The sequence below is a fragment of the Leucobacter celer subsp. astrifaciens genome (assembly GCF_001273835.1).
In the GTDB taxonomy this organism is placed as follows: domain Bacteria; phylum Actinomycetota; class Actinomycetes; order Actinomycetales; family Microbacteriaceae; genus Leucobacter; species Leucobacter celer.
Map to the genome: position 1 here is coordinate 110,479 of NZ_JHEI01000141.1, position 18,016 is coordinate 128,494.

Annotated in this window: 16 protein-coding genes; 14 read left to right on the plus strand and 2 right to left on the minus strand. The window is 71.0% G+C overall.

The window, feature by feature from the left end:
- Positions 1-4 precede the first annotated feature (4 nt).
- From truB to hpf, 11 genes are all read left to right on the plus strand, one after another.
- Positions 5-1,003: a tRNA pseudouridine(55) synthase TruB gene (gene truB, locus AMS65_RS13970; RefSeq protein WP_053384788.1), complete on the plus strand. Its 999-nt coding sequence runs from the start codon at positions 5-7 to the stop codon at positions 1,001-1,003.
- Positions 1,000-1,356 (plus strand): hypothetical protein, encoded by a 357-nt coding sequence (locus AMS65_RS13975; RefSeq protein ID WP_053384789.1) that lies wholly within the window; start codon positions 1,000-1,002, stop codon positions 1,354-1,356. Before truB ends, AMS65_RS13975 begins: the two co-directional genes overlap by 4 nt.
- Positions 1,357-1,736: 380 nt before the next feature.
- Positions 1,737-2,045 carry a WhiB family transcriptional regulator gene (locus AMS65_RS13980; protein ID WP_075201013.1) on the plus strand — a complete coding sequence of 103 codons (309 nt, stop codon included), beginning with the start codon at positions 1,737-1,739 and terminating at the stop codon, positions 2,043-2,045.
- A 431-nt stretch (positions 2,046-2,476) separates the two neighbouring features.
- Positions 2,477-5,434, plus strand: coding sequence for a glycosyltransferase family 2 protein (locus tag AMS65_RS13985; RefSeq protein ID WP_083451717.1), 2,958 nt, complete (start codon positions 2,477-2,479; stop codon positions 5,432-5,434).
- Positions 5,434-6,831, plus strand: coding sequence for a DUF5719 family protein (locus AMS65_RS13990; RefSeq protein WP_053384790.1), 1,398 nt, complete (start codon positions 5,434-5,436; stop codon positions 6,829-6,831). Before AMS65_RS13985 ends, AMS65_RS13990 begins: the two co-directional genes overlap by 1 nt.
- A gap of 165 nt (positions 6,832-6,996) precedes the next feature.
- Entirely contained in the window at positions 6,997-7,434 is a 438-nt protein-coding gene (locus AMS65_RS13995; RefSeq protein ID WP_053384791.1) for a metallopeptidase family protein, read from the plus strand.
- A gap of 56 nt (positions 7,435-7,490) precedes the next feature.
- Positions 7,491-8,174, plus strand: coding sequence for an MtrAB system response regulator MtrA (gene mtrA / locus AMS65_RS14000; RefSeq protein ID WP_053384818.1), 684 nt, complete (start codon positions 7,491-7,493; stop codon positions 8,172-8,174).
- 12 nt (positions 8,175-8,186) lie between these two features.
- Positions 8,187-9,872 carry an MtrAB system histidine kinase MtrB gene (gene mtrB / locus AMS65_RS14005; protein ID WP_241489460.1) on the plus strand — a complete coding sequence of 562 codons (1,686 nt, stop codon included), beginning with the start codon at positions 8,187-8,189 and terminating at the stop codon, positions 9,870-9,872.
- Positions 9,869-11,608, plus strand: coding sequence for a GerMN domain-containing protein (locus AMS65_RS14010; RefSeq protein ID WP_241489461.1), 1,740 nt, complete (start codon positions 9,869-9,871; stop codon positions 11,606-11,608). The genes mtrB and AMS65_RS14010 overlap by 4 nt, the downstream gene beginning before the upstream one ends.
- Before the next feature lie 135 nt (positions 11,609-11,743).
- Positions 11,744-12,562: a ComF family protein gene (locus AMS65_RS14015; protein ID WP_053384793.1), complete on the plus strand. Its 819-nt coding sequence runs from the start codon at positions 11,744-11,746 to the stop codon at positions 12,560-12,562.
- A gap of 18 nt (positions 12,563-12,580) precedes the next feature.
- On the plus strand, positions 12,581-13,213 hold the full coding sequence (hpf, locus tag AMS65_RS14020; protein ID WP_053384794.1) for a ribosome hibernation-promoting factor, HPF/YfiA family: 633 nt from the start codon (positions 12,581-12,583) through the stop codon (positions 13,211-13,213).
- 9 nt (positions 13,214-13,222) lie between these two features.
- Here hpf and AMS65_RS14025 read toward each other — a convergent pair whose 3' ends face one another.
- The gene (locus AMS65_RS14025; RefSeq protein WP_053384795.1) at positions 13,223-14,221 is read right to left on the minus strand and encodes an Lrp/AsnC family transcriptional regulator; all 999 of its coding nucleotides are present in this window, start codon (positions 14,219-14,221) and stop codon (positions 13,223-13,225) included.
- 219 nt (positions 14,222-14,440) lie between these two features.
- Between AMS65_RS14025 and AMS65_RS19480 the strand changes: the two genes are divergently transcribed.
- Genes AMS65_RS19480 through AMS65_RS14035 form a run of 3 tightly spaced genes read left to right on the plus strand, consistent with a single transcriptional unit; the run spans position 14,441 to position 17,210 of the window.
- Complete coding sequence (locus tag AMS65_RS19480; RefSeq protein WP_157502289.1) at positions 14,441-14,611, plus strand: hypothetical protein; 171 nt, start codon at positions 14,441-14,443, stop codon at positions 14,609-14,611.
- Positions 14,608-16,092: a purine-cytosine permease family protein gene (locus AMS65_RS14030; protein WP_053384796.1), complete on the plus strand. Its 1,485-nt coding sequence runs from the start codon at positions 14,608-14,610 to the stop codon at positions 16,090-16,092. Before AMS65_RS19480 ends, AMS65_RS14030 begins: the two co-directional genes overlap by 4 nt.
- 2 nt (positions 16,093-16,094) lie before the next feature.
- Complete coding sequence (locus tag AMS65_RS14035; RefSeq protein ID WP_053384797.1) at positions 16,095-17,210, plus strand: zinc-binding dehydrogenase; 1,116 nt, start codon at positions 16,095-16,097, stop codon at positions 17,208-17,210.
- Positions 17,211-17,277: 67 nt separating this feature from the next.
- Here the strand turns inward: AMS65_RS14035 and AMS65_RS14040 are convergent, their stop codons facing one another.
- Positions 17,278-17,931, minus strand: a complete 654-nt coding sequence (locus AMS65_RS14040; RefSeq protein WP_053384798.1) for an SGNH/GDSL hydrolase family protein — start codon at positions 17,929-17,931, stop codon at positions 17,278-17,280.
- Positions 17,932-18,016: the final 85 nt, after the last annotated feature.

The following is an 18,016-nucleotide window of genomic DNA, read 5'->3' on the forward strand; positions in this document are numbered from 1 at the left end:
TGGGGTGACGAACGATCCCTCGACCGCGCTTCCCGAGCAGGGGGCGATCCTGCTGATCGACAAGGCCGAGGGGTGGACCAGCCACGACGTCGTCGCGAAGGCGCGCCGTGCGCTCCGCACGCGCAAGGTGGGCCACGCCGGCACGCTCGATCCGATGGCGACGGGCCTGCTCGTGCTGGGCGCCGGACCGGCGACCCGCCTGCTCACGCACCTCGTCGGCCTCGACAAGACCTACACGACCACCATCAGGCTCGGCATCGCGACCGTCACCGATGATCGCGAGGGCGACGCGGTGAGCACGGCCGATCCGGCCGACATCGCAGCGCTCGCCGCCGATCCCGCGCGCATCGCGGCCGCCGTGGCCGAGCTCACGGGCGAGATCGAGCAGGCGCCGAGCGCGGTCAGCGCGATCAAGGTCGACGGCCGCCGCGCCTACGACCGGGTGCGCGCGGGCGAGCAGGTCGAGCTCAAGAAGCGGCCGGTGACGATCCACGCCTTCGAGATCGGCGAGCCGCGCGCAGCGGCGGCGGACGGGGCGCCGGTCATCGACGTCGACGCGACGGTGCGGTGCTCGTCCGGCACGTACATCCGAGCGCTGGCGCGGGACCTGGGCGCCGCGCTGGGCGTGGGCGGGCACCTCATCGCGCTGCGGCGCACCGAGGTGGGGCCGTTCGGGATCTCGGGTGCGGCGAGCACGGAACGCCTCGTCGAGGGCGGTCCGGTCTCGCTGCTCGCGCCGGCCGAAGTGGCCGGCACGCTGTTCCCGGAGCTGCGGCTCACCGAGCAGCAGACGGTGGATCTCGGGCACGGCAAGCGCCTCGAACTGGATCCCGAGACCAGTCCGGACGCGAAGCTCGTGGCGGCGATCGCACCCGACGGCCGACTGATCGGACTGATCGAGGTGAAACGCGGGCGCACCCGCGTCGTCACGAACTTCCCGACGCCCGATGCGAAGGCCGATGGAGCGGGCGGGGAACGCGAGACCGACGGGGGCGCGGCATGATCCTCTGGTACGCCATCGCCGTCATCGCGCTCGCGCTCGTCGCGGCCGTGCTGTGCCTGGTCGCGGCGCTGCGCAAACGGGTGCCCGACGACATCACCATGGGGGCGACGCTGCTCATCGCGCTCCTGCTGATCGCGCAGATCATCATCTCGATCGCGGCGCCGTTCTCCGGCAATCACGCCACGGGGGATCCGCTCGAGTTCTGGATGTACCTCATCGTGGCGCTGCTGCTGCCGCTCGGGGCCGGCTTCTGGGCCCTGCTCGATCGCACTCGCTGGGCGAATCTGGTGCTCTCGGTGGTGCACTTCGCGGTCGCGGTGATGACCTACCGCATGCTCGTCATCTGGGGTTAGGGCGGCCGCTCCGGCTCCGGCGATGCGCGGTGCCGATCCTCGCGGGTCGATGCTCTGCGATGTCGATCCTCAGCGGGTCTATCCTCGGCGGGTCGATCGGCGCGACCCCTGGGCGGGGAGCGGTGCGGACGTGGCGTTCGGGGCGCGGACGAGCGCCGGAGCGCTCTCCGAAGCGGCCGGAACTCGGTTCGCGATCTTGATACCGCGGCACCCGCCGACCGAAATCGAGCACAATCGCGACACGCCAGCGTGTCTTCGAACCTCAAGCCCCCATTGAGGGTTTATGATTTCCAGCTTGACTTGAACGAATCACAACGGTGTAATTGTGTGAGTATCGTCGCGCAGCTCGCGCGAACCCGGACCAGAGGAAGGAGCGATCGTTGAGCGATTCGCCGCACACCCCGGTTCCGGGCAACTGGTTCGTCGATCCGGTGTTCCTCGGAGTTCCCGGTGTACGCCAGGAAGACGAGGCGCTTGCCTGGCAGACCGACGCCCTCTGCGCGCAGACCGATCCCGAGGCGTTCTTCCCCGAGAAGGGCGGCTCGACCCGCGAGGCGAAGCGGATCTGCGAGAGCTGCGAGGTGCGCTCCGAGTGCCTCGAGTACGCGCTCGAGAACGACGAGCGCTTCGGCATCTGGGGCGGTCTCTCCGAGCGCGAGCGTCGCAAGCTGCGCAAAGAGGCGATGTAGCCTCCGTCTGCACAGAGGCGATGTAGCCTCCGTCTGCACAGAGGCGATGGAGCCTCCGTCAGCACAGCGGCGATGGAGCCATCCCGCACCCGCTGATTGAGCGGAGTCGAAATCAAGGGTGCGATGCAGCAGATTCCGCGCTGGTCGAGCGAGCGGAGCGAGTCGAAACGGTGCGGGCTTCGGGTTTCGACTGCGCTCCTGCGTCGCTCCGCTCAACCGGCGGAGGGGCGTTTCTTCGGCGCTCCGCTCAACCGTCGGTGCGCGAAGCTCCGCTTCGCTTTTGCACCTTGCCCGTCCTCCGTGCTGCGCACGTCGGCTGAGATCGGGGGCGATCTCAGCGCCGTCGGTGCGCGAAGCGCTGCTTCGCTTTTGCACCTTGCCGGGCATGGCGCCGGGCCTCGTACAGCCGACGCACCTAGACTGAGCGCCATATGCGCACGAGAGTAACCGCCATCCTGGTCGCCCAGCGGGGCGGCGAGTGGCTCGACCAGACCATCGCGGGAATCGCCGCGCAGACCGTCGCACCGGCGGCCATCATCGCGGTCAACAACGGCGGCTCCGAGAAGCTCGGAGAGCAGCTGATGGTCAGCGGCGCGGAGCGCGTCGTGGGCATGCCGTCGCGGCTCTCGTACGGTCAGGCGGTGGCGAGCGGTGTGCAGGCCGCCGCGGCGCTGGCCGGCTCCGCCCCCGGGGCGGGCACGGGTGACGCGGCCGACGAGCCCGGAACCGGGCCGTCGAAACCGGGCGGGGTCGGCGGTGCGACCGCCGACGAGGAGGCCGAGGAGTGGCTCTGGCTGCTCAGCGAGGACTCCTGCCCCGAGCCCGAGGCGCTCGAGCACATCATCAGCAGCGTGCAGCGCGCGCCCTCCGTGGTCGTGGCCGGCCCCAAACTGGTCGACTGGGATCGTCCCGAGCACATCATCGAACTGGGGCAGAGCCTGACCCGGTACGGCTCGCGCTGGACTCTGCGGAGGCAGGAGCTCGATCAGCAGCAGTACGACCACCTGCAGGATGTGCTGGGCGTCGGCCCGGTGGGCATGCTCGTGCGACGGGACGTCTGGGAACGCCTGGGCGGTTTCGATCCCGCCCTGCCCGTGTACGACGACGGCCTCGACTTCTGCGTGCGCGCCCGTCTCGCGGGGTACCGGGTGGAGGTGTCGCCGGCCTCCCGCGTGCGGTTCGCTCAGAGCGGCGTCGCGGGTCCGCGCATCGACCGCCGTCGTTCGGTGATGCGTGCGGCCCACCGGCAGGCCCGCACGTCCCACCTGCATCGGCGCATCGCCTACGCGCCCGCGTTCGTCGCGTTCTTCGAGTGGCTCGGCCTGCCCGTCTACGCGGTGCTGCGCGTGCTGTGGGCGCTGATCCGCGAACAGCCCGGGTACATGCTGGGCGAGTTCGTCTCGGCCTTCGCGGTCTTCTTCCGGCCGCACGCCATCATCGCGTCGCGGCGCAGGATCCGCAAGCAGTCCGCCCTCGGCTGGGCGGCGATCCGCCAGTTGCGCATCGATCCCAAGAGCGTGCGCACGGCGCGCATGATCGATCGCGAGGCCATCCTCGCCTCGACGGGGCGGCAGCGCCGCGAGCTGCACTTCATCTCCTCTGGCGGCCTCGCCGTGCTCGTCGCAGCCCTGGTGGCGGCGGTCGCGCTGACCTGGTGGGCGATGCCGCAGACGAACCTCTTCGGCGGCGGTCTGGCCCCGCTCAGCCCCATCGACCAGCTGTGGTGGAACACCCGCACGCTCGACGGAGTTCCGGCCGATCCGTTCACGTGGGTGCTCGCTCTGCTGGGCACCCTCACCTTCTGGAACCCCTCGCACGCGGTCGTGCTGCTCATGGTCGCGGCGATCCCGCTCTCGGCGCTCGGCGGTTGGATCTGGGCGGCCCAGCTCACGGAGTCGCGAGCCGGTCGCGCGCTGCTCGGGATCGGCTTCGCCCTGAGCCCCGTGCTGCTCGGCTCGCTCCAGAGCGGGCACCTGCCCACCCTCGTGCTGACCGTCGTGCTGCCGTGGCTGCTGCTCGCCGCCACGCGCTGCCGGGAGTCGTGGAGCTGGGCCGGCACCGCGTCGCTGCTCGCGGCAGTCGCACTCGCGGCCGCCCCGATCCTCATCCCCGCCGCGCTCGTGCTGCTGGTCGCGGGCCTCTTCACCACGGTGCGCGGCGCCGCGCGCGTGCTCACGACCGCGCTCGTGCCGCTCGTGCTCTTCGCGCCCAAGATCGTCACCGGCCTCGTCGACGGCCGCCCGCTCGATCTGCTCCTCGATCCCGGGGTGGTCGTCCCCTTCGCATCGGGCAACACCTGGCACCTGCTGCTGGGCTTCCCCGAGTTCGGGCTGGAGGGGTGGGCCGGCATACTCGAGGGCATCGGCCTCGGCGGCCCCCCGGCGACGCTGCTGATCGGCGTGCTCATGCTGCCCATCGCCCTGCTCGCTCTGCTGGGGCTCTTCACCGGCCGTGTCGCGGTGACGCTGTTCAACGCGCTGTTCGGCGGGCTCGGCATGGCGACCGCGATCGCCGCGGGGCAGCTGCACCTCACGGTGCAGGGCGACGAGAGCATCGCCCTGTGGACGGGGTCGGGCCTCGCCGTGTACTGGATCGCCGTGCTCAGCCTCGCCGCCGTCGGCGCCGATACGCTGCGCCGTGCGGCGGCTCCCGTCGTGGGCATCGCGCTGGTCGGCGCCCTCCTCGCGGTGGTGCCGGTGGGCTCGCAGCTGCTGCTCAACCAGGTGCCGTTCCGCCCGAGCAGTGCGCAGATGCCCGCGCTCGTGCAGGCGGCCGGCGAGACCGACCCCGGGGTGCGCACCCTCGTGATCACCCCCGAGGCCTCGCACAGCGTGCGGGCCGAGCTGATCACCGGAGCGGGCGTGCGACTCGACAGCATCCGCACGGCGCTGGCCGCCCCGGATGAGACGTCCGAGGACCGGCGGCTCGCCGAGCTGGTGGGTGGACTCGCCAGCGTCGGCGGCGACGACATGCGCTCCGAGCTGCGGGCGGACAGCATCGGCTTCGTGCTGCTGCAGCAGGGCAGCAGCGACCAGGAGCACGCCGAGCTGCAGCGGGTCTTCGATCAGCACTCGGCGCTGGCGAGCGCCGGGCTCACGGAGCAGGGACTGCTGTGGCGGGTGGTGGATCCGGAGACCGAGAGCGAAGCGCAGGGCGACGCCGCCACCAGGCTCGGGGGCACCTCGCTGAGCGGACACACGATCTGGACGATCCAGCTCGTCGTGCTGCTCGGGACGCTGCTGCTCGCCCTGCCGACCGGCGAGGTGGCCTGGCGGCCGGAGAAACGACAGCGGTCGAAGGGGCCGAAGCGCCGGCGGTCGACGGAGCCGAAGCGTGAAGGATCGACGGAGCCGAAGAGCGAACGACCTGAGCCGGGGGAGGCGAAGTGATGAGCGATCGTTCCCGGATACTGCGAGGCGGCGCGCGCGCCGCGACGGGACTGGTGGTGGTGGCCGCCTGCGCCGCGGTCGTGGCGCTGCTCGGCACCATCAGCCTTCCCGAGGTGGCCCGCACCCCGCTCGCCATCACGGTCGACACCACGCAGAACGCCTCGCGCAGCCTCGTGTGCGCGGGCTCGTTCGCCGAGCTCGGCGCCGACACGAGCCGCCCGGGGGTCGCGATCCCGAGCGGCACTCCGACGGTGACCGCCGCGGGAGCGGTTGCGGACAGCGTGGAGCTGAAGCGCTCCGAGGGCGGATCGGGGCTTCCCGCGGTGTTCTCCGCACCCCTCGCCGACCCGCTCGCCGCTGCGCAGATCCAGGCCGTCGACACCGAGAATCTGCAGGGCGTCGTCGCGAGCGCGTGCGCCGATCCCCTGAACGAGCAGTGGCTGCTGGGCGGCGCGACGTCGACCGGCATCTCCACAACGCTCAGCCTCGGCAACCCCGGTTCCGTGCCCGCGACCGTGCAGATCACGGTCTTCGACGAGAACGGAGCGGTCGAGGCCGTGCAGTCCGCCGGCGTGCTCGTGGCACCGGGGGCCCAGCAGATCGTCTCGCTGAACGGCTATGCGCCGGATCGCGAGCGCATCGCCGTGCGGGTCGTCAGCACCGGAGCCCCGGTGACTGCGAGTCTCGGTGTGGGACAGGTGGACGGCATCTCGCCCTTCGCCGCGTCCTCGGTGACCCGTCAGAGCGGGCCCGAGCTGCGTCTCGTACTGCCGGGCATCGCGAACGAGAGCGACCACGAGCACGGCCCCAGCGATGCCGGCGAGGGCGACGAGTTCCCGGTGGTGGTGCGCGCCTTCGCACCCGGGGGCGAGAGCGGCACGGCGCTGCTGCGGGCCGTGGATCGGAACGGCAGGAGCACCGACCTCGGCGAGATCGAACTCACCGCCGACGCGGTCGGCGAGGCACGGGTGGCCCACTGGCCCGACGGGGCGAACGCGCTGATCGTCGAGGCCGATGTGCCGGTGCTCGCGGCCGCGCTCGGCTCGTCGACGGAGAACGAACAGCACGACTACGAGTGGTTCGTGCCCGCACCCGAGATCGCCGCGGAAGAGTCCGTGGCCGTGCCGCTGGTCGCCGGCGGACGGCTCGTGCTGGTGAACCCGGGAACCGACGACGCCGAGGTGGAGATCGCGCGGGCCGACGGCGCGGGCCGCCCGAGCACAGCGACGATCCCGGCCGGTGCGGCGGCCGTGGTGCGCGCGCCGGGGGAGGCCGTGATCACGAGTTCGGTTCCCCTGCACGCCGGGGTGCGCTACCTGGGCGAGGGAGCGATCGCGGGGTACCCGGTGCTCGCTCCGGATCCGCGCGACGGCGAGCTCACCGTCTACACGCGGTAGGCCCGGCGTCGCCGGGTGGGTGAGGAGCGTGTGACGAGTCGGAACCCGTTCCGTCGTCGATTTCGACTCGCTGCGCTCGCTCAATCGGCGACTGCGGCTCTGCCGCCGGGTGGGCGAGAAGCCTGCGGCGAGTCGGAACCCGCAGGCGCCACTAGACTGATGCGCATGTTCGGTCGTGAGCGCAGATCCCGTCGCTCCGTGCGCGTGCAGCGCCGGCACGGGCGGCGCCCGGTCCGGTCCTCGCTCACGGGGCCGAGCCTGCCCGACCCGCGCAGCCGGTTCACGCGCTTCGAAGCCGACGCCCGCGGGGCCGTCGAACTGCTGCAGTCGTACTTCCCCGACGACCTGCAGGGGGTGCGCTTCGGCTTCCAGACCGCTCCGACCGGTCAGCAGGCGAGCCGTTTCCCGCTGCTGTACTCGGTGGACCGCGAGGCGCGCGCCATCATGCTGTACCGCATGCCGATCCAGCGCGCTCGTGGACTGCACGTGGACGACGACGAGCATCGGCGCTACTTCATCGAGCACTGCTTGTATCAGGCCGTGTGCGAGTATCTCGGGCGCGAACCTTGGGAACTGCTGCCCGGCCGCTTCGATCACTACTGACGGCGCTCCGAGCGGAGCGAGCGCGGCTTCACAGCTTTGCGGCCATAATGGGATTCATGAGCGCGCGCATCTTGGTGGTTGACGACGACAGGGCACTGGCGGAGATGCTCGGCATGGTGCTCCAGGGCGAGGGCTTCATCACGGAGAGCTCGGCCGACGGTACGGAGGCGATCGAGAAGTTCCGCGAGATGCGCCCCGACCTCGTGCTGCTCGACGTGATGCTGCCCGGCCTCGACGGCATCGAGGTGTGCGAGCTGATCCGGGCCGAATCCGGGGTGCCGATCATCATGCTCACCGCGCGTACCGACACGCGGGACGTGGTGCGCGGTCTCGAGGCGGGGGCCGACGACTACGTCGTGAAGCCCTTCAACCCGGCCGAGCTGATCGCGCGGATCCGGGCGCGACTGCGCGAGCCGCAGCAGGACGCCGCCGAGACCCTGCGCATCGGAGATCTCACGATCGACGTCTCGGCCCACGAGGTGCGGCGCGGATCCCAGCCCATTCCGCTGACCCCGCTGGAGTTCGACCTGCTCGCGATCCTCGCTCGCAAGCCGCAGCAGGTCTTCACCCGCGAGGTGCTGCTCGAGAAGGTGTGGGGTTACCAGTACAAGGCGGATACGCGGCTCGTGAACGTGCACGTGCAGCGCCTGCGCGCGAAGATCGAGCAGGATCCCGACCACCCGACCATCGTCACGACGGTTCGCGGTGTGGGGTATCGCGCCGGCGTTCCCGTCGAGTAGGCAATGGTGCGCATGCGCGGCCGTTCTCGTGCCACCGCGGCGCTGCGCCGACTCCGGGTGCGCTGGATCAAACTGACCCAGCCGGTGCTCGGCCCGTTCCGCGCGCGCTGGAGGCGCTCGCTCATGGTGCGCACCATGACCATCACCGGCCTCGTGACCGGCTTCGTGGTGCTGGTGGCGGGCGTGTTCATCCTGACCAGCATCAGCGACGACCTCTACTCCTCGCGGCGCGACCAGGCGCTGCAGGACTCGGCGCGCGCGACGCTCGCGGCGCAGCGCTGGATCGACGCCTCCGATGCGACGGATCGCGGTGCGCTGACGTCGCTGGCGGCATCCGTGCGGCGCACGGTGCAGGACACCTCCGCGAGCCAGATGGTGTATCTGCGGCGCCAGCCCGGGCAGTCCCCGTTTCCCGAGGCCCCGCCCTCGTCGCTCACCAACCCGATGCTTCCCGAAGCCGTCAGCTCCGAGCTCTCGAACGCCGTCGCGTCGGGCACGCAGCACTGGCAGGCGGTCTCCTTCGTCGCCGACGACGGCACACCCGCGCCGGGCATCGTGGTCGGATCGACCCTCGCCTTCCCGGCCGGAGCCGGCACCTACGAGCTCTTCATCGGCTACAACCTGGCCGATACGCAGGACACGCTGAGCTTCGTGCAGCGGACGCTGCTCATCGCGGCGGCCGCGATGATGGCGTTCATCGGCATCCTCGTGTGGATCATGTCGCGCATCGTCTTCCGGCCCATCAGGGCCGCGGCCGACACGAGCCGCAGGCTGGCGGCGGGAGAGAACGACGCCCGCATGCCGCGTCAGAACGACGAGCACTTCGACGTGCTCTCCGAGGGGTTCAACGACATGGCGGACACCCTGCAGGCCCGCATCCAGGAGCTCGATCAGCTCTCCGAGATGCAGCAGCGCTTCGTGTCGGACGTCTCGCACGAACTGCGCACCCCGCTCACCACGATCCGGCTCGCGAGCGAGGTGCTGCAGGGATCGGCGGGCGGCCTCGAACCGGGGCAGCAGCGCGCCGTCGAGGTGCTGGGCGCCCAGGTCGAGCGCTTCGAGTCGCTGCTGGAGGATCTGCTCGAGATCTCGCGGTACGACGCGGGACGCGTGACGCTCGACACCGACGCGACCAACCTCGTGACGCTCTCGCGCGAGGTGGTGGACGGCCTGCAGCCGCTCTCGAAGGGCGTCATCGAGGTGCGGGCGCTCGGCGGATACACGCCCATCGATGTGGACGCCCGCCGCATCCGCCGCATCGTGTCGAACCTGGTGGGCAACGCCATCGAGCACGGCGAGGGTCGACCCATCGTCGTCTCCATCGACTCCAACACCTCGGCGGTGGCGATCGCGGTGCGCGACTGGGGGATCGGGATGAGCGCGGGCGACGTCGAGCACGTCTTCGACCGCTTCTGGCGGGCGGATCCCTCGCGCAAGCGCACCCTCGGCGGCACCGGCCTCGGTCTCGCCATCGCGCAGGAGGACGCGGCGGTGCACGGCGGGATCCTCGAGGCGTGGTCCCGGCTGGGCGGTGGCTCGAACTTCAGGCTCACGCTGCCGCGCGGAGACAGCGTGACCGACTTCATGTCGCCGCTGCCGCTCGTGCCGGACGATGTGGCGGAGGCCGGGGATCCGCAGGCGACCGGCGGTTGGCTGCGGAGGCCGTGGCGCCGCATCCGGAAGGAGGGGCGAGGATGATGCCGAAGCCGTCGAACGGACGAGCGGTGCCGATCGGCGCCGGAGACCGGGGGCGCGGGGCGCGTGCGGCTCTGCTGCGGACCGGCACCCGGTTCTCGGCGCTCGCGGTCGCGCTGCTGCTCGCGGGCTGCACCGCGATTCCGAGCAGCGGTCCCGTCGAAGTGGGGCTCAAGGACCTCAGCCAGGCCGAGCAGGTCGTGCAGTACAACCCGGTGGGGCCGGCGGCGGGGGCCAGCCAGGAGGATCTGGTGCAGGGCTTCGTGATCGCGGCCAGCTCGCCCCGCGACGACTACGCGGTGGCGCGCGAGTTCCTCACCGCGGACTACGCCGCGCAGTGGGATCCCTACTACGGAGTGCTCATCGCCGACGGCAGCCGCCCCTACCGCGCCGACGGCGACGAGGCGGGAGTGCTCTCGCTCGCCGCAGTCGCGAAGGTCGACACCCAGGGCGTCATGCTGCCGGTGCAGCCGGGGCCGAGCACCGAGATGCGCTTCGAGTTCGAGCGGGTGGGCGACGACTGGCGCATCTCGTCGGCGCCCGCGGGGATCATTCTCGAGAGCAGTATGTTCAGCACGCTCTGGTCGCAGCAGCAGCTCTACTTCGTGGGGCCGGGCAACGTGCTGGTGCCCGAGGCCCGGTGGTACCTGGCGCGATCGGCACTCGTCACCGAGATCGTCGGCGCGCTGCTTGAGGGGCCCGGTGAACGCATACGCGAGGTCGTGCACAGCGGCTTTCCCGCGGGCACCGCGCTGGTGACGAACTCGGTGCAGGTGGCCGACGGCGTGGCGCGTATCGATCTGACGGGGGCGATGCTCGAGGCCGGCCCGACCGCCATGGCGGAGGTGCGCGAGCAGGTCAAGGCGACTCTGCAATCGGTTCGAGGAGTGACCGGTTTCGAGCTGCTCGTCGACGGCACCCCGCTGCGCGAGACGCCCGACGGCGAGGCCGGTGCTCCGCGGCAGGTCAACCAGTTCTCCGACCCCGTGGTGCTGCTCGGCGATGAACTCGGCACCATCGTGTCGGGCGAGTTCCGCGCGATGACGGGGTTCGCTCAGACCGTCGTCGAGTACGACCCCGAGGCGGTCACGCTCGCGCCGGGTGAGCAGGCCGTCGCGCTGCTGAACGAGGAGGGCGTCGTGCTCGTCGGCGACGCGGGAGCGCTGCTGATCGACGACCGGCAGGATCTGCTCGCACCCGCGTTCGACTTCCTGGGCTACGTCTGGACGGTGCGGGCGTCGGACGCGGGGACGCTGCGCGTCACGGGCCCCGATGGCTCCTCGACCTCGATCCCGGCCCCGTGGCTCGCGGATCGTGATCCTGTGGCGGTGCGCGTGTCGCCCGATGGTGCGCGTGTCGCTGCGCTCGTGCCGAGCGACGACGGCAGCCAGGTGCTCGTCGCCGGAGTGCTGCGCGACGAGACCGGGGCGCCCCTCTCCACGACGGAGGAGGCCGATGTGCAGCTGTGGGTCACCGGCGACCCGGTCGACCTCGACTGGGTGGGCCAGCTGCGGTTCGCGACGCTGACCGGGCTGGGAGCCGCCAGCAAGGTGACGATCGGCGGGGTGGGACAGTTCTCGAGCGAACAGGGCTCGGTGCCGGGCGGCTGGCAGGTGAGCGGCGGCGGCGGGCGCACGCAGCTGCGGGTGCTCGGCGAGGGCGAGGATCTCTTCGCCCCGCAGGGGAGCGGCTGGCAGCGCTCGGAGAACGATATCTCGCTGCTGGCGAAGCGGGGGTAACGCGGACTTCTCCCGCCCCGGGTGAAGAGGCCACTGCTTCGTCCACAGGGCCGCTCACGGGCGCGTCCGAGCGAGTTCTCCACGGATCGGCGGATCCGGCTCCGGGCGCATGCCGGTCGGCGCGATGATGGCGGCATGAAACTCGCACTCCTGCTCCGAGAGCTTCGACTCGATCTGCTCGCGCTCGTGTGGCCCACCGCCTGCGTCTGCTGCGGTGAGCCGGACCGGGACTGCTGTCTGCCGTGCCTCGTCGAACTGCAGCGCGCCGCGCCGCTGCTGCACCCGTCGCTCGGAGTGCCCTGCGCGGTGCGCGGAGGCTACGACGGTCCGCTGCGGGCGCTGCTCGTGGCGCTCAAGCACGAGGGCCGCACCGGGTTCGCCCGTGAGCTCGGGCCCGAGCTGCGGCGACCGCTCCTCGCAGCGCTGGAGCTCTGCGCCGGTCCGGGGCCGCCCGTGATCGTCACGGCTCCCTCGCGGCGATCACGGGTGCGGCAGCGGGGGTACCGGCATCTCGACCTGCTGCTGGACGTCGCGATGCGCGGAGAGCGTCGCCCGGGAGGCGGAGCGCGCGGTCGTGCGCATCGCATCGCCGCTCTGCGGGTGCACGCGCTGCGGGCCACGCGCGGGCGGAGCGGCCAGGTCGGGCTCGGGCCCGCGGAGCGGGCGCGCAACGCCGCCCGGATCGCCGTGCGCCGTTCCGCCGGAGCCGTGCTGCGGGGGCGAGAGGTGATCCTCGTGGACGACGTGATCACCACGGGAGCGACCGTGCTGGCGGCCAGAAGCGCGCTCGAGAACGCCGGGGCGCGAGTCGTGGCGGTCGTCGCGCTGTGCGCCGCCGAGCGTCGTGACACGCGCGACGAGCGGATTGCGGGCGCTCGGGTGGAAACGGGATCGCTCGGTGGAGTAGAGTTCCGGAAAGGCGTAACGGTGCGCCACACTGGTCCACCCGCCTGAAGCACCTGGGAGGTCACCATGGACGTGAACATCCGCGGCATGAACGTCGGGATCACCGACCGCTTCGAGAGCTATGTCGAATCGAAGACGGAGAAGGTGGAGGGCCTGCTGCCCCGGGCTCAGGCGTTCGAGGTCAAGGTCTCCAGGCAGAGCGATCGCAGCCCGAAGCACGGGGATCTGGTCGAGATCACGCTCATCGGACCGGGTCCGGTGATCCGTGCCGAGTCCGCCGGCGGAGACAAGTACTCGGCCTTCGACATCGCCTACGGGCGAGTGCTCGAGCGCATCCGCCGAGTCAAGGACCGGAAGAAGGATCGCCGCGGCCGCGGACGCACCTCGCTCGCCGATGCGGCGTCGCACGACTTCGACATGGTCGACGTGACCCCCGCTCCGCTCGAGGTGCTGGAGTCCGTGGCGACGGGGAGCATCCCCGTCGCCAGCCAGGAGTCGGGTGAGGAGCAGTACACGCCCGTCGTCATCCGCAGCAAGGAGTTCCCCGCCGAGCGCCTCGCGGTCGAGGACGCGGTGGACCAGATGGAGCTGGTGGGGCACGACTTCTTCCTCTTCATCGAGGCTGAAACCGGTCGTCCCAGCGTCGTCTACCGCCGCAAGGGGTGGAACTACGGCGTGATCTCCCTCACGGAGGAGTGAGCCGCACGATCACGGGCGGTCCCGCTGCGCATCGCGGCGGGGCCGCCCGTTCGCGTGTCCGCCGATCCGGTCCGCCGATCCGGTCCGCCGTGCGCCGGCGCCGATCCGGTCTCCTTCGCCGTACTGCTCCTTCGCGATGCGCAGGTTGGCCCAGGTCTCGATCGACGAGATCTCCTCGTCGCGGCGCAGCCGGTCGACGAGATCGAGCAGCTCTTCGGGGTTGTCGGCCGACAGGGTGGCGATGAGGTCGTAATCTCCGACGGTGACGGCGAGAAACTCGGGGCCGAGCGCCCGCACGTGCGCGATCGCGTCCTCGAGGCGCCCGCGCGCGTGGATCCCGATCCCCAGCGATGGGATCTCCGATCGAGTGCCGCGTACCGGGATGCCCACCACTTTCACCGCGCCGTGGCGCGTCAAGCGTTCGAGGCGCAGCCGCGCGCCGCTCGGTGAGATGCCCGCCGCGTCGCCGAGCTCCCTGAAGGACGCTCTGCCATCCTGCTGCAGCCGTTGCACGATGCTGCGGTCGGCGTCGTCGATCTCGAAGCCCGTGCGGCCGGTGCGCAGCGGAGAGTAGAGGTTGATCTCGATGCTCTCGTAGAGGTGCGTGCGCACCTCGCGCACGCCGGGAAGCCCCCGGATCGTGTCGACCGTCTCGCGCAGGTGCGGATCCGGTCCGACGCGGATCTCGGCGTCGATCGCGTACGCCCCGCTGATGTCCGCCACGAAGGTGGTCTCCGGCATCGCGGTCAGCGCTTCCCGGATCGGATGGATGGAGCCGTCGGTCTGCAGCTGCAGATAGGCGAAGCGCTCGAGCCCGAGCAGTTCGGGGCTGATCGAGACGGTCAGGCGCAGCTCGCCCTGCTCGATCGCGCGCTGCACCACGTGAGTGACCTGTCGGCGGGTGATCCCGAGGCGGGACGCGATGCGCGAGTAGCTCTCGCGCCCGTTGCTCCGGAGCGCATCCAGGATTCGCGGCCTGATCTCCGCGGAATCGTCGTGCTGATCCACTGTCGGTTCCTCCAGAACTCCTCGAGATTCTTGTGACAATTATGCACTGTGCTCCGCGTAAACAGTGGATATTGATCGTGTTCCGAGCGATCGATGTTCATATGCGCATGAACATCCCTTTTAGGGTGAGTATTTGCTTTGCGTCTCGGCGCTCGGCGACCTAGGCTGACTCCTGATTCCGCGTGAGCGGGACGGATGCACGAGGAGGTTTGTCCGCATATGACTACTCAGACCCGGCTCGAGGAGGAACTCGAGCGACGCCTGACCGAGATCGAGAGCAGCGAGGCCTCGGACCAGGTGCACGCCGCGCTGAGCGGCCGCAGCCTGGCGGTGTTCCTCACGGTGGTCGTGGGGATCTCCGTCGTCGCCTGGATCGGCACACTGCTGTGAGCGGGGCGGAACGGGAACTCACCGAGACGCAGGCGCTCCGCGTCGAGCAGGCCGTCGCCGCGGAGGCCACCTACGGCTCGCTGCCGCTCCTGAAGCAGGAGCGCGTCTGGGGCGCGGGCGATTTCAGCTGGGTCACGATCAGCCTGGCGATCGCCACCTGGGCCTTCCTCACGGGCGGGGCCACGGTGCTGCTCGTCGGCTTCGTCGAGGGCATCGCCGCGATGCTCATCGGCAACAGCATCGGCCTCGCCATCATGGCCCTCGGCAGCGTCGTGCTGAGCCAGCGGCTCGGGGTGGAGCAATACCGGGCGCTGAAGTCCGTCTTCGGCGTCGTCGGCGTCGGCATCATCGTCTTCACGGTCGTGCTGCTCGTGGAGATGGGGTGGACGTCGCTGCTGGGAGTGATGTTCGGGCGCGCCTTCACCGAGATCTCCAACCAGGCCTTCGGCACGGGCCTCGACTCCTTCGGGCCGCTCGTGACCGTCTTCGCGCTCGCCGCCATCGTCGCGGGCTGGGTCGTGCTCTCGCGCGGGCCCGTGACGATCAGCAGGCTCAACCGCTTCGTCGCGCCGGGCCTCATCGTGATCGTCGTGCTGATGATGGTGCTGCTCATGTCGCAGCACTCCTGGTCCGACCTGCTGGACGCGCCGGCGATGGCGCCGTTCGAGAACGAGCAGCTCAACTTCATGATGGCGGTCGAGTTCAACCTCGGAGCCGGACTCTCCTGGTGGCCGGTGATGGGCACCCTGTCGCGACTCACCCGCAGGCCCAAGGCGGCGCTGTGGCCGGCCTACGGCGGAATCTTCCTGGGCACAGTGGCGGCGCAGGTCGTCGGCATGGCGGCCGCGCTCATGATCGGGGAGGCGGATCCGACCGCCTGGATGGTGCCGCTCGGCGGCCCGATCCTCGGCGTGCTCACCCTGCTCTTCGTCGGCTTCGCGAACGTGACCAGCATGGCGTCGATCGCCTACTCGACGGTGCTCGCCCTCAAGCAGTCGAGCGGCGGTGCGCTCGCGCGACTGCGCTGGCCTGTGCTGTGCGCCGCGTTCCTCGTGCTGCCCGCCGTGCTGAGCTTCTTCCCGGCGTTCATGTACGAGCGGTTCATGACCTTCGTCGTGGTCTCCGGCGCCTTCATCGCCGCGATCTGCGGTGTGATCATCGCCGACTACTTCATCGTGCGGCGCCAGCGCCTGCCGCTGCGCGCGCTCTACGCCTCCGGGGCGCAGGATCCGCTGCGCTTCACCGGGGGAGTCAACCTCGCGGCGCTCGTGTCGGTTGCGTCGGCGTCGGCGTTCTACCTCTGGGTCTACAACCCGATCACACTCGAAACGCAGCCGTTCTTCCAGTACGGCACCGCCTCGGTGCCGACCGTCGCGATCGCGATCGTCTGCTATCTCGTGCTGAACCACCTGCTGTACGTGCGCCGCGGCCGCGGCGCGTACGGAGAGCCCGATACCTTCGCGGCCGCCGGGAGGAGCTGAGCATGTCGGAGTCCATCGAGGTGCGCGCGGCGGTGTTCCGCGGCGACGACGGGAACCGGCTGGGCGTCGAGACGCTGCAGCTCGCCGCGCCCTCGCACGGGGAGGTGCGGGTGCGGGTGCGGGCCGCGGGTGTCTGCGGCTCGGACCGGCACGTGCTCGAGGGGGAGTGGCAGGTGGCCCTGCCGGCGGTGATGGGGCACGAGGCCGCCGGCGTGGTGGACGCCGTCGGCCCCGGCGTGCGGGGCCTCGGGATCGGCGACCACGTGATCATCGCCTGGCACCAGGCCTGTCAGCGCTGCGGCGAGTGCACGGGCGGCAAGCCGTGGGCGTGCCTGCACGCCCGATCCAACGACTCCCTGCTGCCCGACGGCACGACGCGGTGGAGCGATGCCGGGGGCGCCCCGGCCTACCCGTACCTCGCGGTCGGAGCCATGAGCGAGGCCGTCGTCGTACCCGATTTCGCCGCGATCCGCATCGATCCGGAGGTGCCCTTCGCGGTGGCCAGCCTGATCGGGTGCTCGGTCGGCACCGGATACGGCGCGGTGGTCAACAACGCGCGGATCGTCGCGGGGGAGTCCGCCGTCGTGGTCGGCGCAGGGGGCGTGGGCCTCTCGATCATCGCCGCGCTGCGCCTGGCGGGAGCCACGCCGATCATCGCGGTCGACGTCTCCGAGGCGAGACTGGAGGAGGCGCGGCTCGCCGGGGCGACGCACGCGATCCTCGGGGGGGCGGATCTCGCCGAGCGGGTCGCCGCGCTGACCAGCGGCGGCGCCGACGCGGCGTTCGAGGCGATCGGGCGCGCGCAGACCATGGAGCAGCTCCCGTCGCTCATCCGTCCTGGCGGGCGGGCGGTGTTCGTGGGGTTGCCCCCCGAGGGGCAGAAGCTCGAGATCGACGGTCTGCTGCTCGCCTACGAGGGCAAGACGATCATCGGCTCCAACTACGGCGGGCTCGTGCCGGCACGCGACTTCCCTCGGATCGCGCAGGCCTACCTCTCAGGGGCGCTGCCGCTCGACGGCTTGATCAGCGCTCGGGTGCCGCTCGATGAGGTGAACGAGGCGTTCGATGCGACGCGTCGCGGGGAGCGCACGCGCAGCGTCATCGTGTTCGGGGAGTGAGCGCTGCGCTCACGGCCGGTTGCGCTGCGGCGTGCGGCGGAACCGACCGTGAGCGGCAGGCGTCCGCTCAGCGAGGGATCGTACTGAGGACCGCCGCACCGATGGCCTCGCCGATCACGCGCGCGCCCTCCTCGGTCGGGTGCACGCCGTCGTAGCTCATGCCCTCGGCGTAGCGTTCGCCGCTCCGCAGTCCGGCGGCCGCGTCGACCCAGACCCACTCCTCCTCCGCGGCGAAGCGCTCGAGGTACGCGTTCAACTCGGACGTCGTTCCGAGGGCGTAGTCGTTCGGCGGAATCGACGACAGCACGACCGTGTCGACGGCGGCGGATTCCGCGATCCGGGCGAGGTGCTCGCCGACCTGCTCGTGGGGAGTCCAGCCGGTGTCGTTCGTGCCCGCGAGGATCACGAGCACGTCGGCGTCGAGCGGCTGCCGCACCCCGGCGGCCATCCGCTCGGTCGTCGCTCCCCACTCCGCCCAGCCGCCGACGAACTCGATCCCCGGTGCGATCGCGTAGCTCACCCATGACTGCGGGCCCGGCACTCCTCCGGCGAGATCCCTGCTGTCGCCGTCGGTGATCGAGTCGCCGATCGCGGCCATGCGGATCGCTCCCGCTCCGGGTTCGGGCAGGGGCGGCGGTTCCGCTCGCGGCGGCGGCGAGGCGCAGGCGGCGAGCGCGAGGCACACCGCCGCTGCGGTCAGGAGAGCCGGGCGTGGAGCCATACCGGCAGCGTAGGCGGTGATGCGGGAACTTCGCTGAATCCGCCGTCCCCGCCGTCCTCGGTATCGGTGGCGTCGGTGACGCCGG

Excerpts from the sequence above, each read along its gene's own strand:
- AMS65_RS13975 (WP_053384789.1), top strand. The coding sequence starts at position 1,000 with ATGATCCTCTGGTACGCCATCGCCGTCATCGCGCTCGCGCTCGTCGCG.
- AMS65_RS13985 (WP_083451717.1), top strand. The coding sequence starts at position 2,477 with ATGCGCACGAGAGTAACCGCCATCCTGGTCGCCCAGCGGGGCGGCGAG.
- AMS65_RS13990 (WP_053384790.1), top strand. The coding sequence starts at position 5,434 with ATGAGCGATCGTTCCCGGATACTGCGAGGCGGCGCGCGCGCCGCGACG.
- AMS65_RS13995 (WP_053384791.1), top strand. The coding sequence starts at position 6,997 with ATGTTCGGTCGTGAGCGCAGATCCCGTCGCTCCGTGCGCGTGCAGCGC.
- mtrA (WP_053384818.1), top strand. The coding sequence starts at position 7,491 with ATGAGCGCGCGCATCTTGGTGGTTGACGACGACAGGGCACTGGCGGAG.
- mtrB (WP_241489460.1), top strand. The coding sequence starts at position 8,187 with ATGCGCGGCCGTTCTCGTGCCACCGCGGCGCTGCGCCGACTCCGGGTG.
- AMS65_RS14010 (WP_241489461.1), top strand. The coding sequence starts at position 9,869 with ATGATGCCGAAGCCGTCGAACGGACGAGCGGTGCCGATCGGCGCCGGA.
- AMS65_RS14015 (WP_053384793.1), top strand. The coding sequence starts at position 11,744 with ATGAAACTCGCACTCCTGCTCCGAGAGCTTCGACTCGATCTGCTCGCG.
- hpf (WP_053384794.1), top strand. The coding sequence starts at position 12,581 with ATGGACGTGAACATCCGCGGCATGAACGTCGGGATCACCGACCGCTTC.
- AMS65_RS19480 (WP_157502289.1), top strand. The coding sequence starts at position 14,441 with ATGACTACTCAGACCCGGCTCGAGGAGGAACTCGAGCGACGCCTGACC.
- AMS65_RS14035 (WP_053384797.1), top strand. The coding sequence starts at position 16,095 with ATGTCGGAGTCCATCGAGGTGCGCGCGGCGGTGTTCCGCGGCGACGAC.
- AMS65_RS14040 (WP_053384798.1), bottom strand. The coding sequence starts at position 17,931 with ATGGCTCCACGCCCGGCTCTCCTGACCGCAGCGGCGGTGTGCCTCGCG.